This window comes from Pollutibacter soli (assembly GCA_029269725.1).
GTDB lineage: Bacteria > Bacteroidota > Bacteroidia > Chitinophagales > Chitinophagaceae > Pollutibacter > Pollutibacter soli.
In genome coordinates this window covers 852198-868576 of record JARJHS010000002.1, presented here as the reverse complement: position 1 = coordinate 868576, position 16379 = coordinate 852198, and the positions used below count along the sequence as shown (strand labels likewise).

The 16379-nt window shown below is 44.7% G+C and carries 13 protein-coding genes; 2 read left to right on the top strand and 11 right to left on the bottom strand.

All coding sequences use genetic code 11. From position 1 onward, the window contains the following. Positions 1 to 6: 6 nt before the first annotated feature. The 10 genes from darB to glpK form a co-directional block, all read right to left on the bottom strand. Complete coding sequence (gene darB, locus P2W82_RS08185) at positions 7 to 1155, bottom strand: dialkylresorcinol biosynthesis protein DarB (protein ID WP_336515375.1); 1149 nt, start codon at positions 1153 to 1155, stop codon at positions 7 to 9. A gap of 9 nt (positions 1156 to 1164) precedes the next feature. After that, on the bottom strand, positions 1165 to 2067 hold the full coding sequence (locus tag P2W82_RS08180) for a hypothetical protein (RefSeq protein ID WP_336515374.1): 903 nt from the start codon (positions 2065 to 2067) through the stop codon (positions 1165 to 1167). Positions 2068 to 2075: 8 nt separating this feature from the next. Then, positions 2076 to 2576, bottom strand: a complete 501-nt coding sequence (locus tag P2W82_RS08175; protein ID WP_336515373.1) for a hypothetical protein — start codon at positions 2574 to 2576, stop codon at positions 2076 to 2078. A gap of 107 nt (positions 2577 to 2683) precedes the next feature. Continuing rightward, on the bottom strand, positions 2684 to 3805 hold the full coding sequence (locus P2W82_RS08170; protein ID WP_336515372.1) for an MFS transporter: 1122 nt from the start codon (positions 3803 to 3805) through the stop codon (positions 2684 to 2686). A 95-nt stretch (positions 3806 to 3900) separates the two neighbouring features. After that, positions 3901 to 4158 carry an ATP synthase F1 subunit epsilon gene (gene atpC, locus P2W82_RS08165; RefSeq protein WP_336515371.1) on the bottom strand — a complete coding sequence of 86 codons (258 nt, stop codon included), beginning with the start codon at positions 4156 to 4158 and terminating at the stop codon, positions 3901 to 3903. A gap of 137 nt (positions 4159 to 4295) precedes the next feature. Further along, entirely contained in the window at positions 4296 to 5795 is a 1500-nt protein-coding gene (atpD, locus tag P2W82_RS08160) for a F0F1 ATP synthase subunit beta (RefSeq protein WP_336515370.1), read from the bottom strand. Positions 5796 to 5917: 122 nt separating this feature from the next. Next, positions 5918 to 6367 (bottom strand): VOC family protein, encoded by a 450-nt coding sequence (locus P2W82_RS08155; RefSeq protein WP_336515369.1) that lies wholly within the window; start codon positions 6365 to 6367, stop codon positions 5918 to 5920. A gap of 141 nt (positions 6368 to 6508) precedes the next feature. Further along, a complete protein-coding gene (locus P2W82_RS08150) occupies positions 6509 to 7213 on the bottom strand; it encodes an MIP/aquaporin family protein (protein ID WP_336515368.1) in 705 nt (234 codons plus the stop codon). A 45-nt stretch (positions 7214 to 7258) separates the two neighbouring features. Then, on the bottom strand, positions 7259 to 8812 hold the full coding sequence (locus tag P2W82_RS08145; protein WP_336515367.1) for a glycerol-3-phosphate dehydrogenase/oxidase: 1554 nt from the start codon (positions 8810 to 8812) through the stop codon (positions 7259 to 7261). Positions 8813 to 8829: 17 nt separating this feature from the next. After that, complete coding sequence (gene glpK, locus P2W82_RS08140) at positions 8830 to 10323, bottom strand: glycerol kinase GlpK (RefSeq protein ID WP_336515366.1); 1494 nt, start codon at positions 10321 to 10323, stop codon at positions 8830 to 8832. A 100-nt stretch (positions 10324 to 10423) separates the two neighbouring features. Between glpK and P2W82_RS08135 the strand changes: the two genes are divergently transcribed. Together P2W82_RS08135 and P2W82_RS08130 are read left to right on the top strand one after the other, a co-directional pair. Continuing rightward, positions 10424 to 12238 (top strand): DNA polymerase III subunit gamma/tau, encoded by a 1815-nt coding sequence (locus P2W82_RS08135; protein WP_336515365.1) that lies wholly within the window; start codon positions 10424 to 10426, stop codon positions 12236 to 12238. Between the two features lie 97 nt (positions 12239 to 12335). After that, positions 12336 to 13988: a pyruvate dehydrogenase complex dihydrolipoamide acetyltransferase gene (locus P2W82_RS08130; RefSeq protein WP_336515364.1), complete on the top strand. Its 1653-nt coding sequence runs from the start codon at positions 12336 to 12338 to the stop codon at positions 13986 to 13988. Positions 13989 to 15131: 1143 nt separating this feature from the next. Here the strand turns inward: P2W82_RS08130 and P2W82_RS08125 are convergent. Then, on the bottom strand, positions 15132 to 16190 hold the full coding sequence (locus P2W82_RS08125; RefSeq protein ID WP_336515363.1) for a cellulase family glycosylhydrolase: 1059 nt from the start codon (positions 16188 to 16190) through the stop codon (positions 15132 to 15134). Positions 16191 to 16379: the final 189 nt, after the last annotated feature.

Here is a 16379-nt window from a genome sequence, read left to right as displayed (position 1 = left end):
TTGTGATTAAACCACGGTCAGGTAAGCGTACATATAAGAAAACCTCGAGCTCTCTGGAACAGAGAAGAAAATCCGGTCTCCTTTTTTCAGTTTACCACTGTGATAGAGTTCATCCATCATGAGGTAGATACTTGCAGCGCCGACGTTGCCCACAGAGCTCAGGTTGACAAACCATTTTTCTTCAGGCATATCCAGGCCGATTTTTTTTAGTTCATCCTGTACTTTGGAACGGAAAAATTCACTGGAGATGTGACAGAGATAATAGTCCACGTCGTTTGCAGTAATGCCCCGTTTTTTAAAAATCTTTGTCATTGCTACGCCACCGAGCAGAACAATATTTTCACTCAGCAATTTCACATCCTGCTTGATGCTGAGTACAGAAAGATCTTTTATCTCATCGGGAGTCATATCCATGAAATTCCGAAGGGATCCATCCGGCATTTTTATGCATCCCATATACATACAGGCTTCGCGGATATTTGCAAAGGAAACACCTTCGATCCATTCGATTCGGAGGCTTAATCCGGTTTCATTTTTTTTATTGGTCAGATAGAATGCGGCGGCGCCGTCCGACAGCATCCAGCGTAAAAATTCTTTTTCAAAGCTGATATAAGGATTCTGTTCCAGCTGAGTCAGTTTCTGTACTTCACTTTCAAAAAGATCAGCGACCAGTAAACGTGAAAATCTTTCAGAACCTGCAGCCACAGCATTTTCGAAATCGCCACTTTTCACAGCGAGATATGCATATTTTAATGCATGCATCCCTGCACAACATACACCGGCGGGGGAAACAACCTCAACCGATTCTGATTCGGTGAGGCAACCATGTACACTTACTCCATGTGAAGGCATCATCTGGTCAGGGGAACTTGTGCCACAACTGATCAACTCAACATTTTTAATTTCTCCGGGATTATCCTTAAAAAGAATCCTGATGGCGCTGGATGTCATCTCAGCATTTGTGTGTGTAGCCTTACTGCTTTTATCTAATGCGTAGTACCTGTTTTTTATTCCGTTATTTCTGAGTACAATTCTCCTGGATTTCGAAGGCTTTCCATTAATCATGCCCAGATAGCTTTCCATATCTTCATTCGGTACGGGATCATTAGGGAAATAGTGCGAAGTCCTGGTAATATAAACTTCATTCATCGACATGTTCAGTACTTATTGATTCAAACCTAAATAATAATTAATCTTTTTCTGATTTTGTTTCCCCCTGAATGGTCTGAAAAAAATATTATTAATCAGCAAAACCAGGGGCGAAACTATAAAAAGTGCAAATAAAAGATAATACTTAAAAATTACGAGCCAACGACTCCGGTTTTTTCTGCTGTTGATAATCTTTGCCCACACCCGGAATATCTTCTTCCCGGTATTCTCCACAAACATCAGATTATATTTGACCTCTACAGCTCCTGCTTTCACCAGTTCCTTCTGAAGATCGCTATAAGAATTCCCACTGATCGCTTTAGCCACAATTTGTCCATACTCCTTCGCAGCAAGAATGTCCTCATCCGAAACACCGGGCTTCGGAAAAATATTCAGGTACCTGTCCTTTCTCCCGGACAACATCCAGTGAAATATTGTGACAACACTTACCAGATTACTTACCCTGTCTACCAATGCAACATTTCCAACAAGTGAAGCTCCTGCTGATTTCAGTTCATTCTTCACAGTTTCCTGCGCATTCAGCCACATATTCCTGGCACCGATCAATGTAACGACCGGCGTATCTTTAATCACAGCTCTGAATGCGGGATCAAGTAAAACCGAATTCGACGGGATGCTCGGTGAAAGGAACCAGGGTTGATATGCAAAAATAACCAAATCATACGACCTGGACTGAAAACGTAAAGGCTCCAATGGAACGGGAACGCCATGTACAGATTCAGGCATGGCTTCAAAAAAGACAGGCGTCGTCCAGGGAAACGGAAAATCTTTTTCCGGTCTGACACGAACAGATTCCACAGTTATTCCCGCTGATTCGAATGATGAAATTAAATTGTTGGCAATTTCTTCCAGTTGACCGGATTGTGTATAATAAATCAGCAGAACATTTTTCGGCATAAATATGGTCAGTTAAAGTCTTCTGGCTTTAAAATCGTGGAACTTTTGCTGTAATTTTTTATGATTTTCTTGAGTTCAGTTGATAATGAGCTGAAATTGGCGCGGATAAATTTGCTATCCTTTTGCAGATCATTATCATAATTAACAATTTTGGGCGCATGCTCCTGGATCATCAGCCGCAGAAACCGATATTCCGTATTATTCTCATCGGCCTTTATTGCACTTTGAAGATTTCCGGCACCTTTCTTAAACAGTTTCAACTTGTCATGGGCCTTTTTCTGCATGGACGCTTTCTTTGCGAATAATGCACCCTCAAACGCCACTCTCTCCTGCATCTGACTATCCTTCAAAATATTGAGCTGAGTGTCTATTGCAACTTCATCCTTTCCCTGCATGGCTTTGTAAAACTGATTTCTGCTAAAGTCCGATTGAGATTTAGCATCATTCCCGATACCGAGGATGCAAACCATCAGTAAAGTCAGCAGAGACATGTGTATATTTCGTTTCATAATAAATGGCATTAAAAGTAAAACAATACGCCTGAAACTGACAACATCATGCCATGGCCGGATTAAGGCGCAACGTACGATATTCTGTGAAAAAAACAGAACAAAAATCACTGTCCTTTGCGTATTCCTTTACCAGATAAAATGAAGATGAGTAACCCAAGAAAAACGACGACAGATAAGGCGATCCGCAACCCTGTTTCGTGCGCGATAAATCCTATCACGGGCGGACCAAACAGGAACCCTGTGAAACCAATTGTGCTCACCGCTGCCAATGCTGCAGACGGCGCCATTGTTTTGCTTCTTCCGGCAATCATATATACAATCGGAATTACAGATGATACTCCAAGACCAACAAGCGCAAACCCGATAATAACGGAAAGGGATACCTGCCATAACAAGGCGAGACTAAGCCCGGCAGCTATGAAAAGTCCGTTCGCCATCAGCATTTTCTTGTGACCGAAGGATGTAATCAGCCTGTCGCCCAAAAATCTTCCACCCGCCATAGCAAAAGTGAACGCAGTATAACCGGTAGTACTGACTCCACCGTGATCGCCAAGTACCTGCCGGTAATAAAGCGAACTCCAGTCTGCCATTGCTCCCTCACAAAGTGCTGTACAAAAACAGATCAGACCAAGCAACATCAATGCTTTATCCGGCCATGCAAATATTTTCTGCCCTTGTTCGCCGTGAACGGAGTCTTTAATCATCCATGAATATATCACCAGGGAAAAAACCATGCTTGCGATTCCTATGATCAGGAGATGCTGTTCCGTGCTCATATTGTTTTTTAATGTCCAGCCTCCGGCAACTGCTCCAACCAATGCACCGAAGCTCCACATCGCATGCAGACTTGAAAGAATAGGCTTATTCAATTCATGTTCAACAGACAAACCCTGTGTATTCATGGAGATATTCAATGCATCTCCGAAAAAACCAAATAAGAACAAAGTGATGTAAAGAAAGATAAGTTGCTGACCTGCCGCCAGGCAATATAACAGCAAGGCATACCCTATAATTGATATCAATGTAATGCCTTTGCTTCCGAACCTGTGTACACTCCAACCTGCGAAAGGCAATGCTGTAATGGAGCCCAGTGGTAACATGAAAAGAAGGGCTCCGAGCTCGGCTTCGTTCAGCGAAAATTTATCTTTTATTGCGGGAATACGCGCCGCCCAGGAAGAAAAAATCATCCCGCATAAAAAAAAGTATACGGAAATAGAAATCCTCATGTTTCTATCCTGGGCAGCTTTCAATATCTGTTTGGTATTAAAGAAGAAAAGCCCTCACTGGACAGGAGAGCTTTTCTTCGTAGAAAAAAATTAAATCAATTTTCAGTTGCACCTTCCACCAGCACGGTGACCTTGTTATTCAGGACCTCGATAAAACCTCCTCTTACTCTGAAATTGGTAACATTCGATCCCGTTTTATCCATCAGTAATTTGATATTTCCTGCACCCAGGGCACTTACCATCGGCGCGTGCTTTTCCAGTATTTCAAATGATCCGCTGATGCCAGGCAGCTGTATGCCGTAAACATCTCCGGCATAGAGCCTTTTCTCCGGTGTTAATATTTCAAGATGCATTTTGTACGTTTTACGTTTAACGTTGAACGTTCAACGCTAGACCCTGATAACTATAAACTATTCACTTATACTTCTCACTTCTTACCTCTAACCTCTTACCTGTATTCACTTCGACCTTCGCCATTCGGCCTTACACCTCAGCCTTTAGCTGCACTCAACATTTTCTTACCTTTTTCGATAGCATCTTCGATGGTACCTACCAGGTTAAATGCTGCCTCCGGATATTCGTCAACTTCACCGTCCATGATCATGTTGAAGCCACGGATCGTGTCTTCGATACTCACGAATACACCTTTCAGACCAGTGAACTGCTCAGCAACGTGGAACGGCTGGCTCAGGAAACGCTGTACGCGACGAGCACGGCTAACCACCAGTTTATCATCATCACTCAATTCATCCATACCAAGGATCGCGATGATATCCTGCAATTCCTTATAGCGCTGAAGAATACTTTTAACACGGTTTGCGCAATTGTAATGTGCTTCACCCACGATCAACGGAGTCAGGATCCTTGAAGTTGAATCCAATGGATCCACCGCAGGATAGATGCCAAGGTCAGCGATCTTGCGGCTCAATACCGTTGTCGCATCCAGGTGGGCGAATGTAGTTGCCGGAGCCGGATCGGTCAGGTCATCCGCAGGTACATATACCGCCTGTACGGAAGTGATTGAACCGTTTTTGGTTGAAGTGATACGTTCCTGCATCAGACCCATCTCAGTAGCAAGTGTTGGCTGGTAACCCACCGCTGAAGGCATACGACCTAACAGCGCTGATACCTCAGAACCTGCCTGTGTGAAACGGAAGATATTATCTACGAAAAACAGAATGTCTTTTCCTTTACCCTGGCCATCACCATCGCGGAAATATTCAGCGATCGTAAGACCAGAAAGTGCCACGCGTGCACGTGCTCCCGGCGGCTCATTCATCTGTCCGAATACGAAAGTTGCCTTAGATTCTTTCAGACCTTCCATATCTACTTTCTCCAGGTCCCATCCACCTTCTTCCATACTGTGTTTGAAAGCATCACCATATTTCATGATACCAGCTTCGATCATTTCGCGCAGCAGGTCATTTCCTTCGCGGGTACGCTCACCTACTCCTGCAAACACGGAAAGACCACCATATCCTTTCGCGATATTGTTGATCAGCTCCTGGATCAATACTGTTTTACCAACACCCGCACCACCGAAAAGACCGATTTTACCACCTTTTGCATAAGGCTCGATCAGGTCGATAACTTTAATACCTGTGAAAAGTACTTCAGAAGCAGTACTCAGGTTTTCGAACAATGGTGGTTTCGCATGGATCGCACGGCCGTTCTTTTTCGATACAGCTGGCAAACCATCGATTGGGTCGCCGGTTACATTGAACAAGCGGCCATTGATCAGTTCGCCGGTTGGCATAGCAATAGGAGCGCCTGTATCAATTACTTCAGCACCGCGGATCAAACCTTCGGTACCATCCATAGCCACACAACGAACGCTGTCTTCACCCAGGTGCTGCTGCACCTCCATAACAAGGTTTTCTCCGGAATCTCTTTTGATCTCCACTGCATTGTAAATTTCGGGCAACTGACCCTCAAACTGTACATCCACAACCGCGCCGATGATCTGTTTGATTTTCCCCTTGTTAGCCATATGAAAAAAATATTTAAAGTGACTTTGAATTAATGCCGCAAAGGTAATACGTGACGGTTTATTATCGTCATGCCCGGGCAAGTTTTTTCCGACGTTTTACGTTAAACGTTCAACGTTAAACGTCACTCGCGTGCATCGTTGATCTCGATCCAGTAACCGTCGGGATCTTTAAGGTAAAGCTGCTTCACACCATCTACCCTCGTCGTTATCGCGTAAGGTTTACCAGGCCAGTCTTCATAATAGATTTTTCTATCGTTAAGCTTTTTCGCGAAATCTTCTACTGATGCAACAGTAAAGCACAGATGTGTGTGCTTGTGGTGTTCGAATCTTTGTTTCCCGCCAACGATAAGATGCAAATGACTTTTGGGTCCGATGAGCAGCCAGGTATGGAGGCCATCATGAAAAGGCTCGGGTATCGAATCCAGCCCGACGAGATTCATATAGAAATCAGTACTGACTTTCAGGTCGGTCACATAAAAAGCAATATGGTTCAGCCGGGCTTTGGCTTCCTGCGCATAAACCTGTGTCGCGGAAAAGCAGAAAATGCTGATTGCAATTAAAACAGTACGCATAGACAAAAATTAAAACGTTGATAATCAAAATATCTTAACATAATCACCCCCGGGGGGTACCCAACCTTGGGGGTCTAAGACCTCCCAGGTTTAAGACCTCCCAGGTCTAAAAAACCTGCCAGGTCTTTAGACCTGCGAGGTTTAAAGAACCCGAAAAAGCTGCGCCGCCAAAACACCTCCTGCCAACGGACCCAGCACCGGTATCCAGGCATACGCCCAGTCAGTCGTTCCTTTACCGGGTATCGGCAAAATGGCGTGCATAAGCCTGGGACCAAAATCACGGATGGGATTGATGGCGTAACCCGTCGGGCCGCCGAGACTTAAACCGATCCCCAGCACAAGTAATGCAACCGGGAGTGCGTCCAGCGCGCCGATCTTCATCTCAGGCTTAGTAATCAATAAAATGCTCAGGATAAAAATGAAGGTCGCGATAACCTCGGTGACAAAATTATTCAAAGGATTTCTGATGGCAGGCCCCGTACAAAATACTGCCAGTTTTAAACCTGCATCTTCGGTGACTTTAAAATGAGGCATATATGCCAGCCAAACAAGTGTGGCTCCGATTGCAGCGCCCAACAATTGCGCCAATAAATACATGGGTACATCCTTCCAGGGAAAATCACCGAGTGACGCCAACGCAAACGTTACCGCCGGATTGAGATGTGCCCCGCTGGAAGGCGCAGAAGCATACACCCCTGTAAATACCGCTATCGCCCAACCGAAAGTAATGACGATCCAACCGCTGTTAAAGCCCTTGCTGTGTTTTAAAAGTACGTTGGCTACAACTCCGTCACCCAGAGTAATCAGGATAGCAGTTCCGATGCATTCACCAAGGAATGGACTCATAGCAGGCAATTTTGATTCTGTAATATGGCAAAAAATAATGAGCTTTTAATAAGGCAGGTATCCTTTTACAAGCTCTGAAAAACTTTCGAGTTCTTTTTTCTTCCAGTGTTCATCCCGACCAAGCCATTTCATCATTTCATCTGCTATTGCAGGCGCTGCTTCCAGCGCAGCTCTTGCATCAAGAAATAAAAGTCTCGTTCTCCGTGCCAGTACATCTTCCACCCTCATCGCCATCTCTTCTTCAACAGCCCAGAAAACTTCCGCCATGGTATCAGGAAATGAAGGATGAATTTTCTTTTTCAATTCCGGATCGTCTTCCAATGATTCAATTGCTGGTGCATCACTGCCATAGTTTTTAAGATAGGTCTCCGATTGAAAATTATCTGTCCACCCATGAATTTTGAGATTTTCTGTTACGCAATTCTGTGGCTTTAGTTTAGCAACAAAAACTGCATTGTCGACGGCATCCTTCGCCATCTTTCTGTAGGTAGTCCATTTTCCTCCCGTAATTGTTATCAATCCTCCGGTGGAAACAACGATCGTGTGGTCACGTGAAAGCATAGCTGTTTTTCCGGTGTTCGATGATTTTACCAGCGGTCGCAGGCCAGTGAATATGCTCCTGATGTCGGATTCGCCGATGTCTGCATTCAGGTATTTATTGAAATGATAAATGATAAAACTGATCTCCTCACGGAATGGCAAAGGCTCTCCTGCGATGTTGTCTACTGGTGTATCCGTGGTACCCACAACAACACGATTATACCAGGGCACTGCAAATAAAACACGTCCATCGGCAGTTTTTGGAATCATTAACGCAGCTTTCCCAGGAAAGAATTTTTTCTCCAGAACAAGATGTATTCCCTGCGAAGGCGAAACCATACCCGGCGATTCATTGTCTTCCATCCTGATAATTTCATCCACATAAACACCAGTTGCATTGATCACCGCCTTTGCCTGGATCTCATAATTCTTTCCGTTAACAGAATCAGTTGCAATAACTCCACTTACTTTTTTACCGGTCTTTATCAATTCTTTTACCGGAAAATAATTCAGCAGTACAGCACCTTGTTCAGCAGCGGTCTGCGCCATATTGATCGCCAGGCGTGCATCGTCGAACTGACCATCAAAATAGCCGATGCCACCGGAGAGTTTTGAATTCTCGGCTACGGGTATATGCTGGATTACTTCTTTTGACGACATGATCTTTGTTTTGCCAATGCCGGATTTACCGGCCAGCAAATCATAAAAAGTCAGGCCCGACCCATAATACCATTTCTCCCACCATCTGTAAGAAGGAACAATGAACAATTGTTTATGCGAAAGATGGGGCGCATTTTTTAGCAGGAGACTTCGCTCTTTTAATGCCTCTTTTACGAGGCCAATATTTCCCTGAGCCAGATACCGAACACCACCATGTATCAGCTTTGTGCTTCTGCTGGATGTACCTCCGGCAAAGTCTTTTTTTTCGAGTAACAAAGTGTTGTAGCCGCGGGAAGCAGCATCAATAGCAATGCCCAACCCGGTTGCGCCACCACCGATCACCAACAGATCCCACTGCCGGCTGTTACCCAGTATTTCGAGCATCGCCTCTCTTCTCATATAGTATCCATCTTCATTTAAACATCGGTCCAGGCCTTTGCCGCATGAACTGCCTTACTCCATCCTTTTAATAAAGTATCTCTTTCCTGTTCTTCCATTTCCGGTGTAAATTCTTTTTCTCTCTGCCATTGTTTGGCGAGGTCGGTAGTGCTCGTCCAGAAACCAGTAGCAAGACCAGCAAGAAACGCTGCTCCAAGTGCAGTTGTCTCGGTTATGCGTGGACGTACTACATGTACATTCAGTATATCACTCTGGAACTGCATGAGCAGATCATTGGCAGTTGCGCCACCATCAACCCTTAGCTCACGTATAGGAATACCCGCATCTGCTTCCATAGCCCTAAGTACGTCATGAGTCTGAAAGGCAATACTGTTAAGTGCTGCGCGGGCAATATGCGATCTGGTACTTCCCCTGGTAAGACCAACAATGGTTCCACGGGCATGCTGGTTCCAGTGAGGCGCACCGAGTCCGGCAAATGCCGGCACTACAAAAACGCCTTCCGCGGAAACCACTTCCCGCGCGAGCTTCTCTACATCTGCAGAACTGCGGATAATACCGAGCCCGTCCCTCAGCCATTGTACAACCGCACCCGCAATGAACACACTTCCCTCCAATGCATATTCAACTTTATTCCCCAGCTTCCACGCTACTGTTGTTAATAAATTATTTGTTGAAAAAATCGGTTTATCACCTGTATTCATCAGCATAAAACAACCGGTACCATAGGTGTTTTTTACCATCCCCGGCTCAATACATTGCTGTCCGAAAAGCGCAGCCTGCTGATCACCTGCAATTCCTGCAATCGGCACAGATGATGGTGCGAGAACGCGTTGCGTTATCCCGTATACTTCGGAGCTGCTTTTTACAAATGGCAGAACGTTTCGTGGAATATCAAACAGCTTCAAAAGATCATCATCCCAGTCCAGCGTTGTAAGATTGAAAAGCATAGTTCGCGACGCATTACTCATATCGGTAACGTGTACCTGTCCCTGGGTCAGCCGCCATAAAAGCCAGGTATCGACTGTACCAAAAGCAAGTTGGCCTGCAGACGCTTTTGCTCGTGCGCCAGGAATATTATCCAGTATCCATTTCAGCTTGGTTGCGGAAAAATAAGCATCGATTACCAATCCGGTTTTTTCCCCGATCATTTTCGCCAGGCCATCGTTTTTCAGCTGATCACAATAATCAGCGGTACGACGATCCTGCCAGACGATTGCATTGTACACCGGCTCGCCTGAGACACGATCCCAGACGATGGTTGTTTCACGCTGATTGGTTATTCCGATCGTATGTATATTCTTTATACTGATTCCCTTCCTTGAAATCACTTCAGCAGCAACACCCAATTGTGTGGCCCAGATTTCCATCGGATCATGTTCCACCCACCCGGGTTGAGGAAATATCTGCGTAAACTCTTTCTGGGCAACATCTGCAATGGCTCCTGAAGAATCGAAGAGGATTGCTCTGGAACTGGTCGTTCCCTGGTCAAATGACAAAACATATTCAGGCATAATCGTTTGGATTGTTTTGGCGTTCAGCAATTACAAGATAGGGCTTACAAGTTAGCCGATACCCGTTTCCAGTTGCCAAATTTTCTTAATTTGCCGCTTTATGGAAAAATTCATTGTTTCTGCGAGAAAGTACCGTCCCCAGAATTTTTCTTCCGTGGTGGGTCAGTCGCACATCACTACTACATTAAAAAATGCTGTCAGACAGAATCAGCTTGCGCACGCCTTTCTTTTTACAGGACCGCGAGGTGTGGGTAAAACGACCTGTGCCCGCATATTAGCGAAAACCATCAATTGTGAAAATCTGCGTGAGGATGGGGAAGCCTGCGATCAGTGCCAGAGTTGCGTCACTTTCAATGCTGGCACATCGCTGAACATCCACGAACTGGATGCAGCAAGTAATAACTCTGTTGATGATATCCGAACACTTACCGAGCAGGTAAGGTATGCTCCGCAATCAGGTAAATACAAAGTGTATATCATTGACGAGGTTCATATGCTGAGTGCGGCAGCGTTCAATGCGTTTCTTAAAACGCTGGAAGAACCTCCGCCATATGCAATTTTTATCCTGGCAACAACAGAAAAATACAAGATCCTTCCGACGATTTTGTCGCGTTGCCAGATTTTTGATTTCAGAAGGATTACAACGGAAGATACGGTCGAGCATCTCGAAGAAATTGTAGATAAAGAAGAACTTTCAGCAGAGAAATCAGCACTGCAGGTAATCGCTCAGAAGAGTGAAGGATGTATGCGTGATGCACTGAGCATTCTCGATAAGATCGTGAGTTTTACCGGCGGAAAAATTACTTATTCAAATACACTCGAGCACCTGAATATCCTGGATGAAGAATATTATTTCAGGTTGCTGGACATGCTTAATTCGCAGGATCTTGCCGGCGCCTTGTTGCTTTTCGATGAAATCAACAGAAGAGGTTTTGATGGCGAAATTGTAATCGCAGGATTCTCTGAATTTCTTCGGAACCTGATGGTCTGCCGTGATAAAAGAACACTCTCATTGCTGGAAGTGGTGGAAAGTTTCAGGGATAAATACCAGGAATCAGCGTCAAAAATTTCACTCGCATGGCTCATCAGTGCAGTAAACATGCTGAACGATGCTGATATCGGTTACAAACAGGCGAAAAACAAGAAGCTGCATATTGAATTATTGCTTGTGCGACTCGCTTATCTGCAGCAGGCATTAACGATCGAAAGTTCAGGCGAAGGCGCTGTCAAAAAAAAAAGGATTGATCAGTTCCGGGCAGTAAGCATTCGGAAACTCCAGGAAGCACCCGGTGCGCAAACAAAAGATGCAGCGCCAAAAACCAATTCGGCTCCGCCTCAGCAGGCAGGTGAGATGAAGGCCAGGCTGGTTGTGGAGACAGAAAAAGAAGTGAAATCTATCCAGGCATTTCCAAAAAAAGAAAATGCACCGGTTGAATCGGAGGCACCTGCCGAAAAAAAGGAGCGGCCAACTATGGGCGCACTTCAGAAGATCAGGGCGAAGATGGCCAACAAGTCGGGAAGAGAGGATAGCACGACGCCGCTGGATGGCGAAAATCTGAGAAAAGCCTGGGAGGAGTATATTGAGAAACTTACCGAAGACAAAAATCATTCAACTGCTGATAATTTCAAAAGGTCTGAGTTGGTGATTACCAGTGATAGTAGCTTTGAAATCTATACTGAAACCAATATCCAGCAGAAATTTATTGAACAGGAACGTGGGGCGCTGATCAATCATCTTCAACAGTTTTTTAATAACAGGTCACTCAATTACCAGGTGATCGTAAAAGCAAGCGAAGAGCCGGACACCCCGGTAGAGCGACCGCTCACTGCGCGTGAACAGTATTTAAAAATGATACAGGCTTATCCATTGATCCAGGAATTGAAAGAGAGACTGAACCTCGACCTGGACTACTGATTTTAAGGCGCTTTCCTTCAAGGGATGAATTGATCAATTTACCTTAATTTCGACCTTCCAAATCGATTTTAAAAACTATTAAACCGATAGCTTCTATATGGCAGAGGTGATACGAATGCCGCTCCTGAGTGATACGATGACTGAAGGCAAGATCGTGAAGTGGAACAAAAAAGTTGGTGATAAGGTTAAAAGTGACGATGTTCTCGCAGACGTTGAAACAGATAAGGCTACCATGGAAGTGGTAGGATATGCTGACGGAACACTGCTGTATGTGGGCGTGAACGAAGGTGATGCGGCGAAAGTGAATGATATTATAGCGATTGTAGGTAAGGAAGGTGAGGATTATAAAAAACTGCTTTCTGGTGATTCAGGAGGTTCAGCGCCTAAAAAAGAAGAAGCTCCCGCCGCAAAACCAGCTGAACCATCTGCAAAACCTGCCGCTCCCGCACCAAAAGGTCCTTCTGTTACTCCCGAGCAATTAGGTGTAACCGTTATTCGCATGCCTTTATTGAGCGATACGATGACCGAAGGAAAAATTGTTCATTGGAATAAGAAAGTTGGTGATAAAGTGAAGGCCGATGATAGCCTGGCTGATGTGGAAACAGACAAAGCCACAATGGAAGTTGTCGGCTATGCTGATGGTACTTTATTGCATGTTGGTATAAAAGAAGGTGAAGCTGCGAAAGTAAACAGCGTCATTGCCATTGTAGGTAAAGAAGGTACTGATATCAGTGGATTACTCAATTCACTGGATCAGCCTGGTGGTAGTGATGCAAAAGCTGAGGAGGCCGCACCCGAAGCTAAAGCTGAATCGAAGCCTGCCGAAGAAACGGGTTCACATGAATCAGACAATGCTTCTGAAAATGGCAGATTGAAAGCTTCTCCTCTTGCAAAAAGACTTGCCGAAGAAAAAGGTATCGATATTAAACAGGTACAGGGAACCGGTGACGGCGGAAGAATAATCAAACGTGATGTCGATAGTTTCGTTCCTTCTGCAAAACCGGCAGCAGCATCTGCAGCACCTGCTGCAAAAACTGCAGCAGTTCCTGCGTTCGCACCAGGCGGAAAAGAAGGATACACAGATACCCAGAATTCGCAGATGCGAAAAGTTATTGCCAAACGCCTGAGCGAGAGCATGTATTCGGCGCCGCATTTCTTCCTGACCATGGAAATTAACATGGACAATGCGATGGCGGCAAGAAAACAATGGAATGAAGTGAGCCCGGTGAAAATTTCTTTCCAGGATCTCACGATTAAAGCCTGCGCGATGGCTCTGCGTCAGCATCCAGCGGTGAACAGCAGCTGGATGGGTGATTTTGTAAGAACTTATCAGCATATTCATGTAGGCAGTGCAATTGCATTACCGGAAGGTTTGATTGTCCCTGTGATTCGTTTTGCTGATCAGAAAAGCCTCTCACAAATCGCAGCAGAAGCAAAAGATCTATACGATAAAGCGCGCAACAAAAAAATACAACCCAACGAATTCAGTGGAAACACTTTCACGATTTCTAACCTGGGCATGATGGATATTGATGAGTTCACTGCAATCATCAATCCTCCGGATAGCGCTATCCTTGCTGTTGGAAGAATCAAGGAAGTGGTGGTGAAAAAGGGAACCGGATTTGATGTTACCAATGTGATGAAAGTCACCCTCAGTTGCGATCACCGCTCTGTTGATGGTGCTGTTGGTGCGGCTTTCTTACAGACAGTGAAGAAGTACCTTGAGAATCCGGTAATTATGTTGGTTTAACGTTTTACGTATAACGTTAAACGTTAGTCTTCGCGATTGAGAAAGGTTGACGAAATTTAAAATAATAAAGGTGGTCATGGCCACCTTTTTTTATTTGTATTATCTCATTTTTCCCGCTGATTTTCGCTGAAAAGAGTCGTGCTGATGTCTGCGCGCATCTGCGTGTATTCAATCTGCGTTGATCTGCGGGAAAATGCGGATACTTCAAAGGCTCCCGCTGATTACGCAGATTAAAAGGCATTATGATTTTCGTTGAACACAATCAGTTGATATCTGCGCACATCTGCGTGTATTCAATCTGCGCTGATCTGCGGGAAAATGCGCATACTTAAAAGGTTCCCGCTGATTACGCAGATTAAAAGGCACGCTGATTTTCGCTGAAAAGAGTCGTGCTGATGTCTGCGCGCATCTGCGTGTATTCGATCTGCGCTGATCTGCGGGAAAATGCGGAGACCTCAAAGGTTCCCGCTGATTACGCAGATTAAAAGGCACGATGATTTTCGCTGAAAGAGTCGTGCTGATATCTGCGCACATCTGCGTGTATTCGATCTGTGCTGATCTGCGGGAAAATCCGGAGACTTCAAAGGTTCCCGCTGATTACGCAGATTAAAAGGCATGATGATTTTCGTTGAACACAATCAGTTGATATCTGCGCACATCTGCGTGTATTCAATCTGCGCTGATCTGCGGGAAAATGTGCATACTTCAAAGGTTCCCGCTGATTACGCAGATTAAAAGGCACGCTGATTTTCGCTGAAAGAGTCGTGCTGATGTCTGCGCACATCTGCGTGTATTCAATCTGCGCTGATCTGCGGGAAAATCCGGAGACTTCAAAAGTTCCCGCTGATTACGCAGATTAAAAGGCATGATGATTTTCGCTGAAAAGAGTCGTGCTGATATCTGCGCACATCTGCGTGTATTCGATCTGCGCTGATCTGCGGGAAAATGCGGAGACCTCAAAGGTTCCCGTTGATTACGCAGATTAAAAGGCACGCTGATTTTCGCTGAAAAGAGTCGTGCTGATGTCCGCGCGCATCTGCGGGAAATATTTGCATCTATCAAATTCTGACGAAAGAATACTTAATCAGCAGTCCATGTTTAATCTGCCGACAAAACAACCGTTGCTTTCCTGATTATAAATTCTCAGTGTAATAATTGCTTTAGAAACTCTACTTCATATTCGCTGAATGCGGTGCCGTCTTTTCTGTAGATATCATGAAACCAAAGTGTCGGTTCCTTTCCATCTTTTATTGGCGTATCCCAGGCGAAAATGGTGTTTGTTTTTCCACTGACAAATCCCCAGTTGATGGCCCCGACATTCTCCTTTTTCAGCAGGGGCGTTATCACCTGGAAAAGGCTTCCATTTCGCCTTGCCATATACTCAGTGCAAATTAATGGTCGGCCATATTTTCTTAGTGTATCTATATTGTATTTATGATTGTCTATGTATGAATAATTATGATAGGTTATAATGTCTGAATTTTCCAGTTGGAAGATGTTAAGCTCTTTGAAATTGGGTCCGTCTGACCAAACTCCCGCCGTCACTGGCTGTGAGGGTCCTACTTCTCTTGCCCATTGAAATACTTTTTTAAGCAGGGGTAAACTTTTCTGGAATTGTCCGCTGTTACCGGGTTCATTATACAGATCCCACATCAAGATTCGCTTGTCGTTTTTAAACGTACTCAAAATGTCCTTCACATATGCTTCCAGTGCCTTCAACGTGTCGGGATATCTGTAAAGCATGGTACCCGGATCCCGTACCCAACCTGAATTATGAACTCCGGGTTTAGGTGCGGGTTGTGTACCCACCCAGGCGGTATCGTTCCAGCAATCATCAAAGAACACAAACAGCGTTTTTATTTTGTGATTTGTGGAAATTGTAAGATAGGTGTTCAACCTTTTCTTAAACCCTTCTTTATCCGATGTCCATAATAAATGATGCAGGTAAACGCGCATAACATTAAAGCCCAGGTTTTGGGCCCAGCCCAGCTCTTTATTTATGGTTGCGGTATCGAATGTTTCCGCCTGGAACATTTCCAGCTGATTTATTGCAGTACTTGGCTGAAAATTACAACCACGAAGCCAGCCCTGTTGAGCATACCATTCTTTTGCTTTTGCTTCTGTCCATCTTGTATTCTGCGCAGAAACAATGTTCAGGAAAGACATCATTGCTGCTATCAATAAAAAAGATTTTTTCTTCATGCGGCTTTTGTTGGAATGGTTGTTTGATTGAAATAATACGGTTTGATTTTTTTCAGGCAGCAAGATAGCGGTTTCGTATTATTCAGCATCTGGTATATACAATGCATGTGTTGTCTACACTAAATGCCAATCTCTTGCATGCAGGAGGCTACAAACCGTATGCTCTTTCAGGAGCATGAGTGAACCAGC

Bases quoted from the DNA above. Each gene is read 5' to 3' on its own strand.
- atpD (WP_336515370.1), bottom strand. From the start codon at position 5,795: ATGGCTAACAAGGGGAAAATCAAACAGATCATCGGCGCGGTTGTGGAT.
- P2W82_RS08155 (WP_336515369.1), bottom strand. From the start codon at position 6,367: ATGCGTACTGTTTTAATTGCAATCAGCATTTTCTGCTTTTCCGCGACA.
- P2W82_RS08150 (WP_336515368.1), bottom strand. From the start codon at position 7,213: ATGAGTCCATTCCTTGGTGAATGCATCGGAACTGCTATCCTGATTACT.
- P2W82_RS08175 (WP_336515373.1), bottom strand. From the start codon at position 2,576: ATGAAACGAAATATACACATGTCTCTGCTGACTTTACTGATGGTTTGC.
- P2W82_RS08135 (WP_336515365.1), top strand. From the start codon at position 10,424: ATGGAAAAATTCATTGTTTCTGCGAGAAAGTACCGTCCCCAGAATTTT.
- P2W82_RS08125 (WP_336515363.1), bottom strand. From the start codon at position 16,190: ATGAAGAAAAAATCTTTTTTATTGATAGCAGCAATGATGTCTTTCCTG.
- darB (WP_336515375.1), bottom strand. From the start codon at position 1,155: ATGTCGATGAATGAAGTTTATATTACCAGGACTTCGCACTATTTCCCT.
- atpC (WP_336515371.1), bottom strand. From the start codon at position 4,158: ATGCATCTTGAAATATTAACACCGGAGAAAAGGCTCTATGCCGGAGAT.
- P2W82_RS08170 (WP_336515372.1), bottom strand. From the start codon at position 3,805: ATGAGGATTTCTATTTCCGTATACTTTTTTTTATGCGGGATGATTTTT.
- P2W82_RS08145 (WP_336515367.1), bottom strand. From the start codon at position 8,812: ATGAGAAGAGAGGCGATGCTCGAAATACTGGGTAACAGCCGGCAGTGG.
- glpK (WP_336515366.1), bottom strand. From the start codon at position 10,323: ATGCCTGAATATGTTTTGTCATTTGACCAGGGAACGACCAGTTCCAGA.
- P2W82_RS08130 (WP_336515364.1), top strand. From the start codon at position 12,336: ATGGCAGAGGTGATACGAATGCCGCTCCTGAGTGATACGATGACTGAA.
- P2W82_RS08180 (WP_336515374.1), bottom strand. From the start codon at position 2,067: ATGCCGAAAAATGTTCTGCTGATTTATTATACACAATCCGGTCAACTG.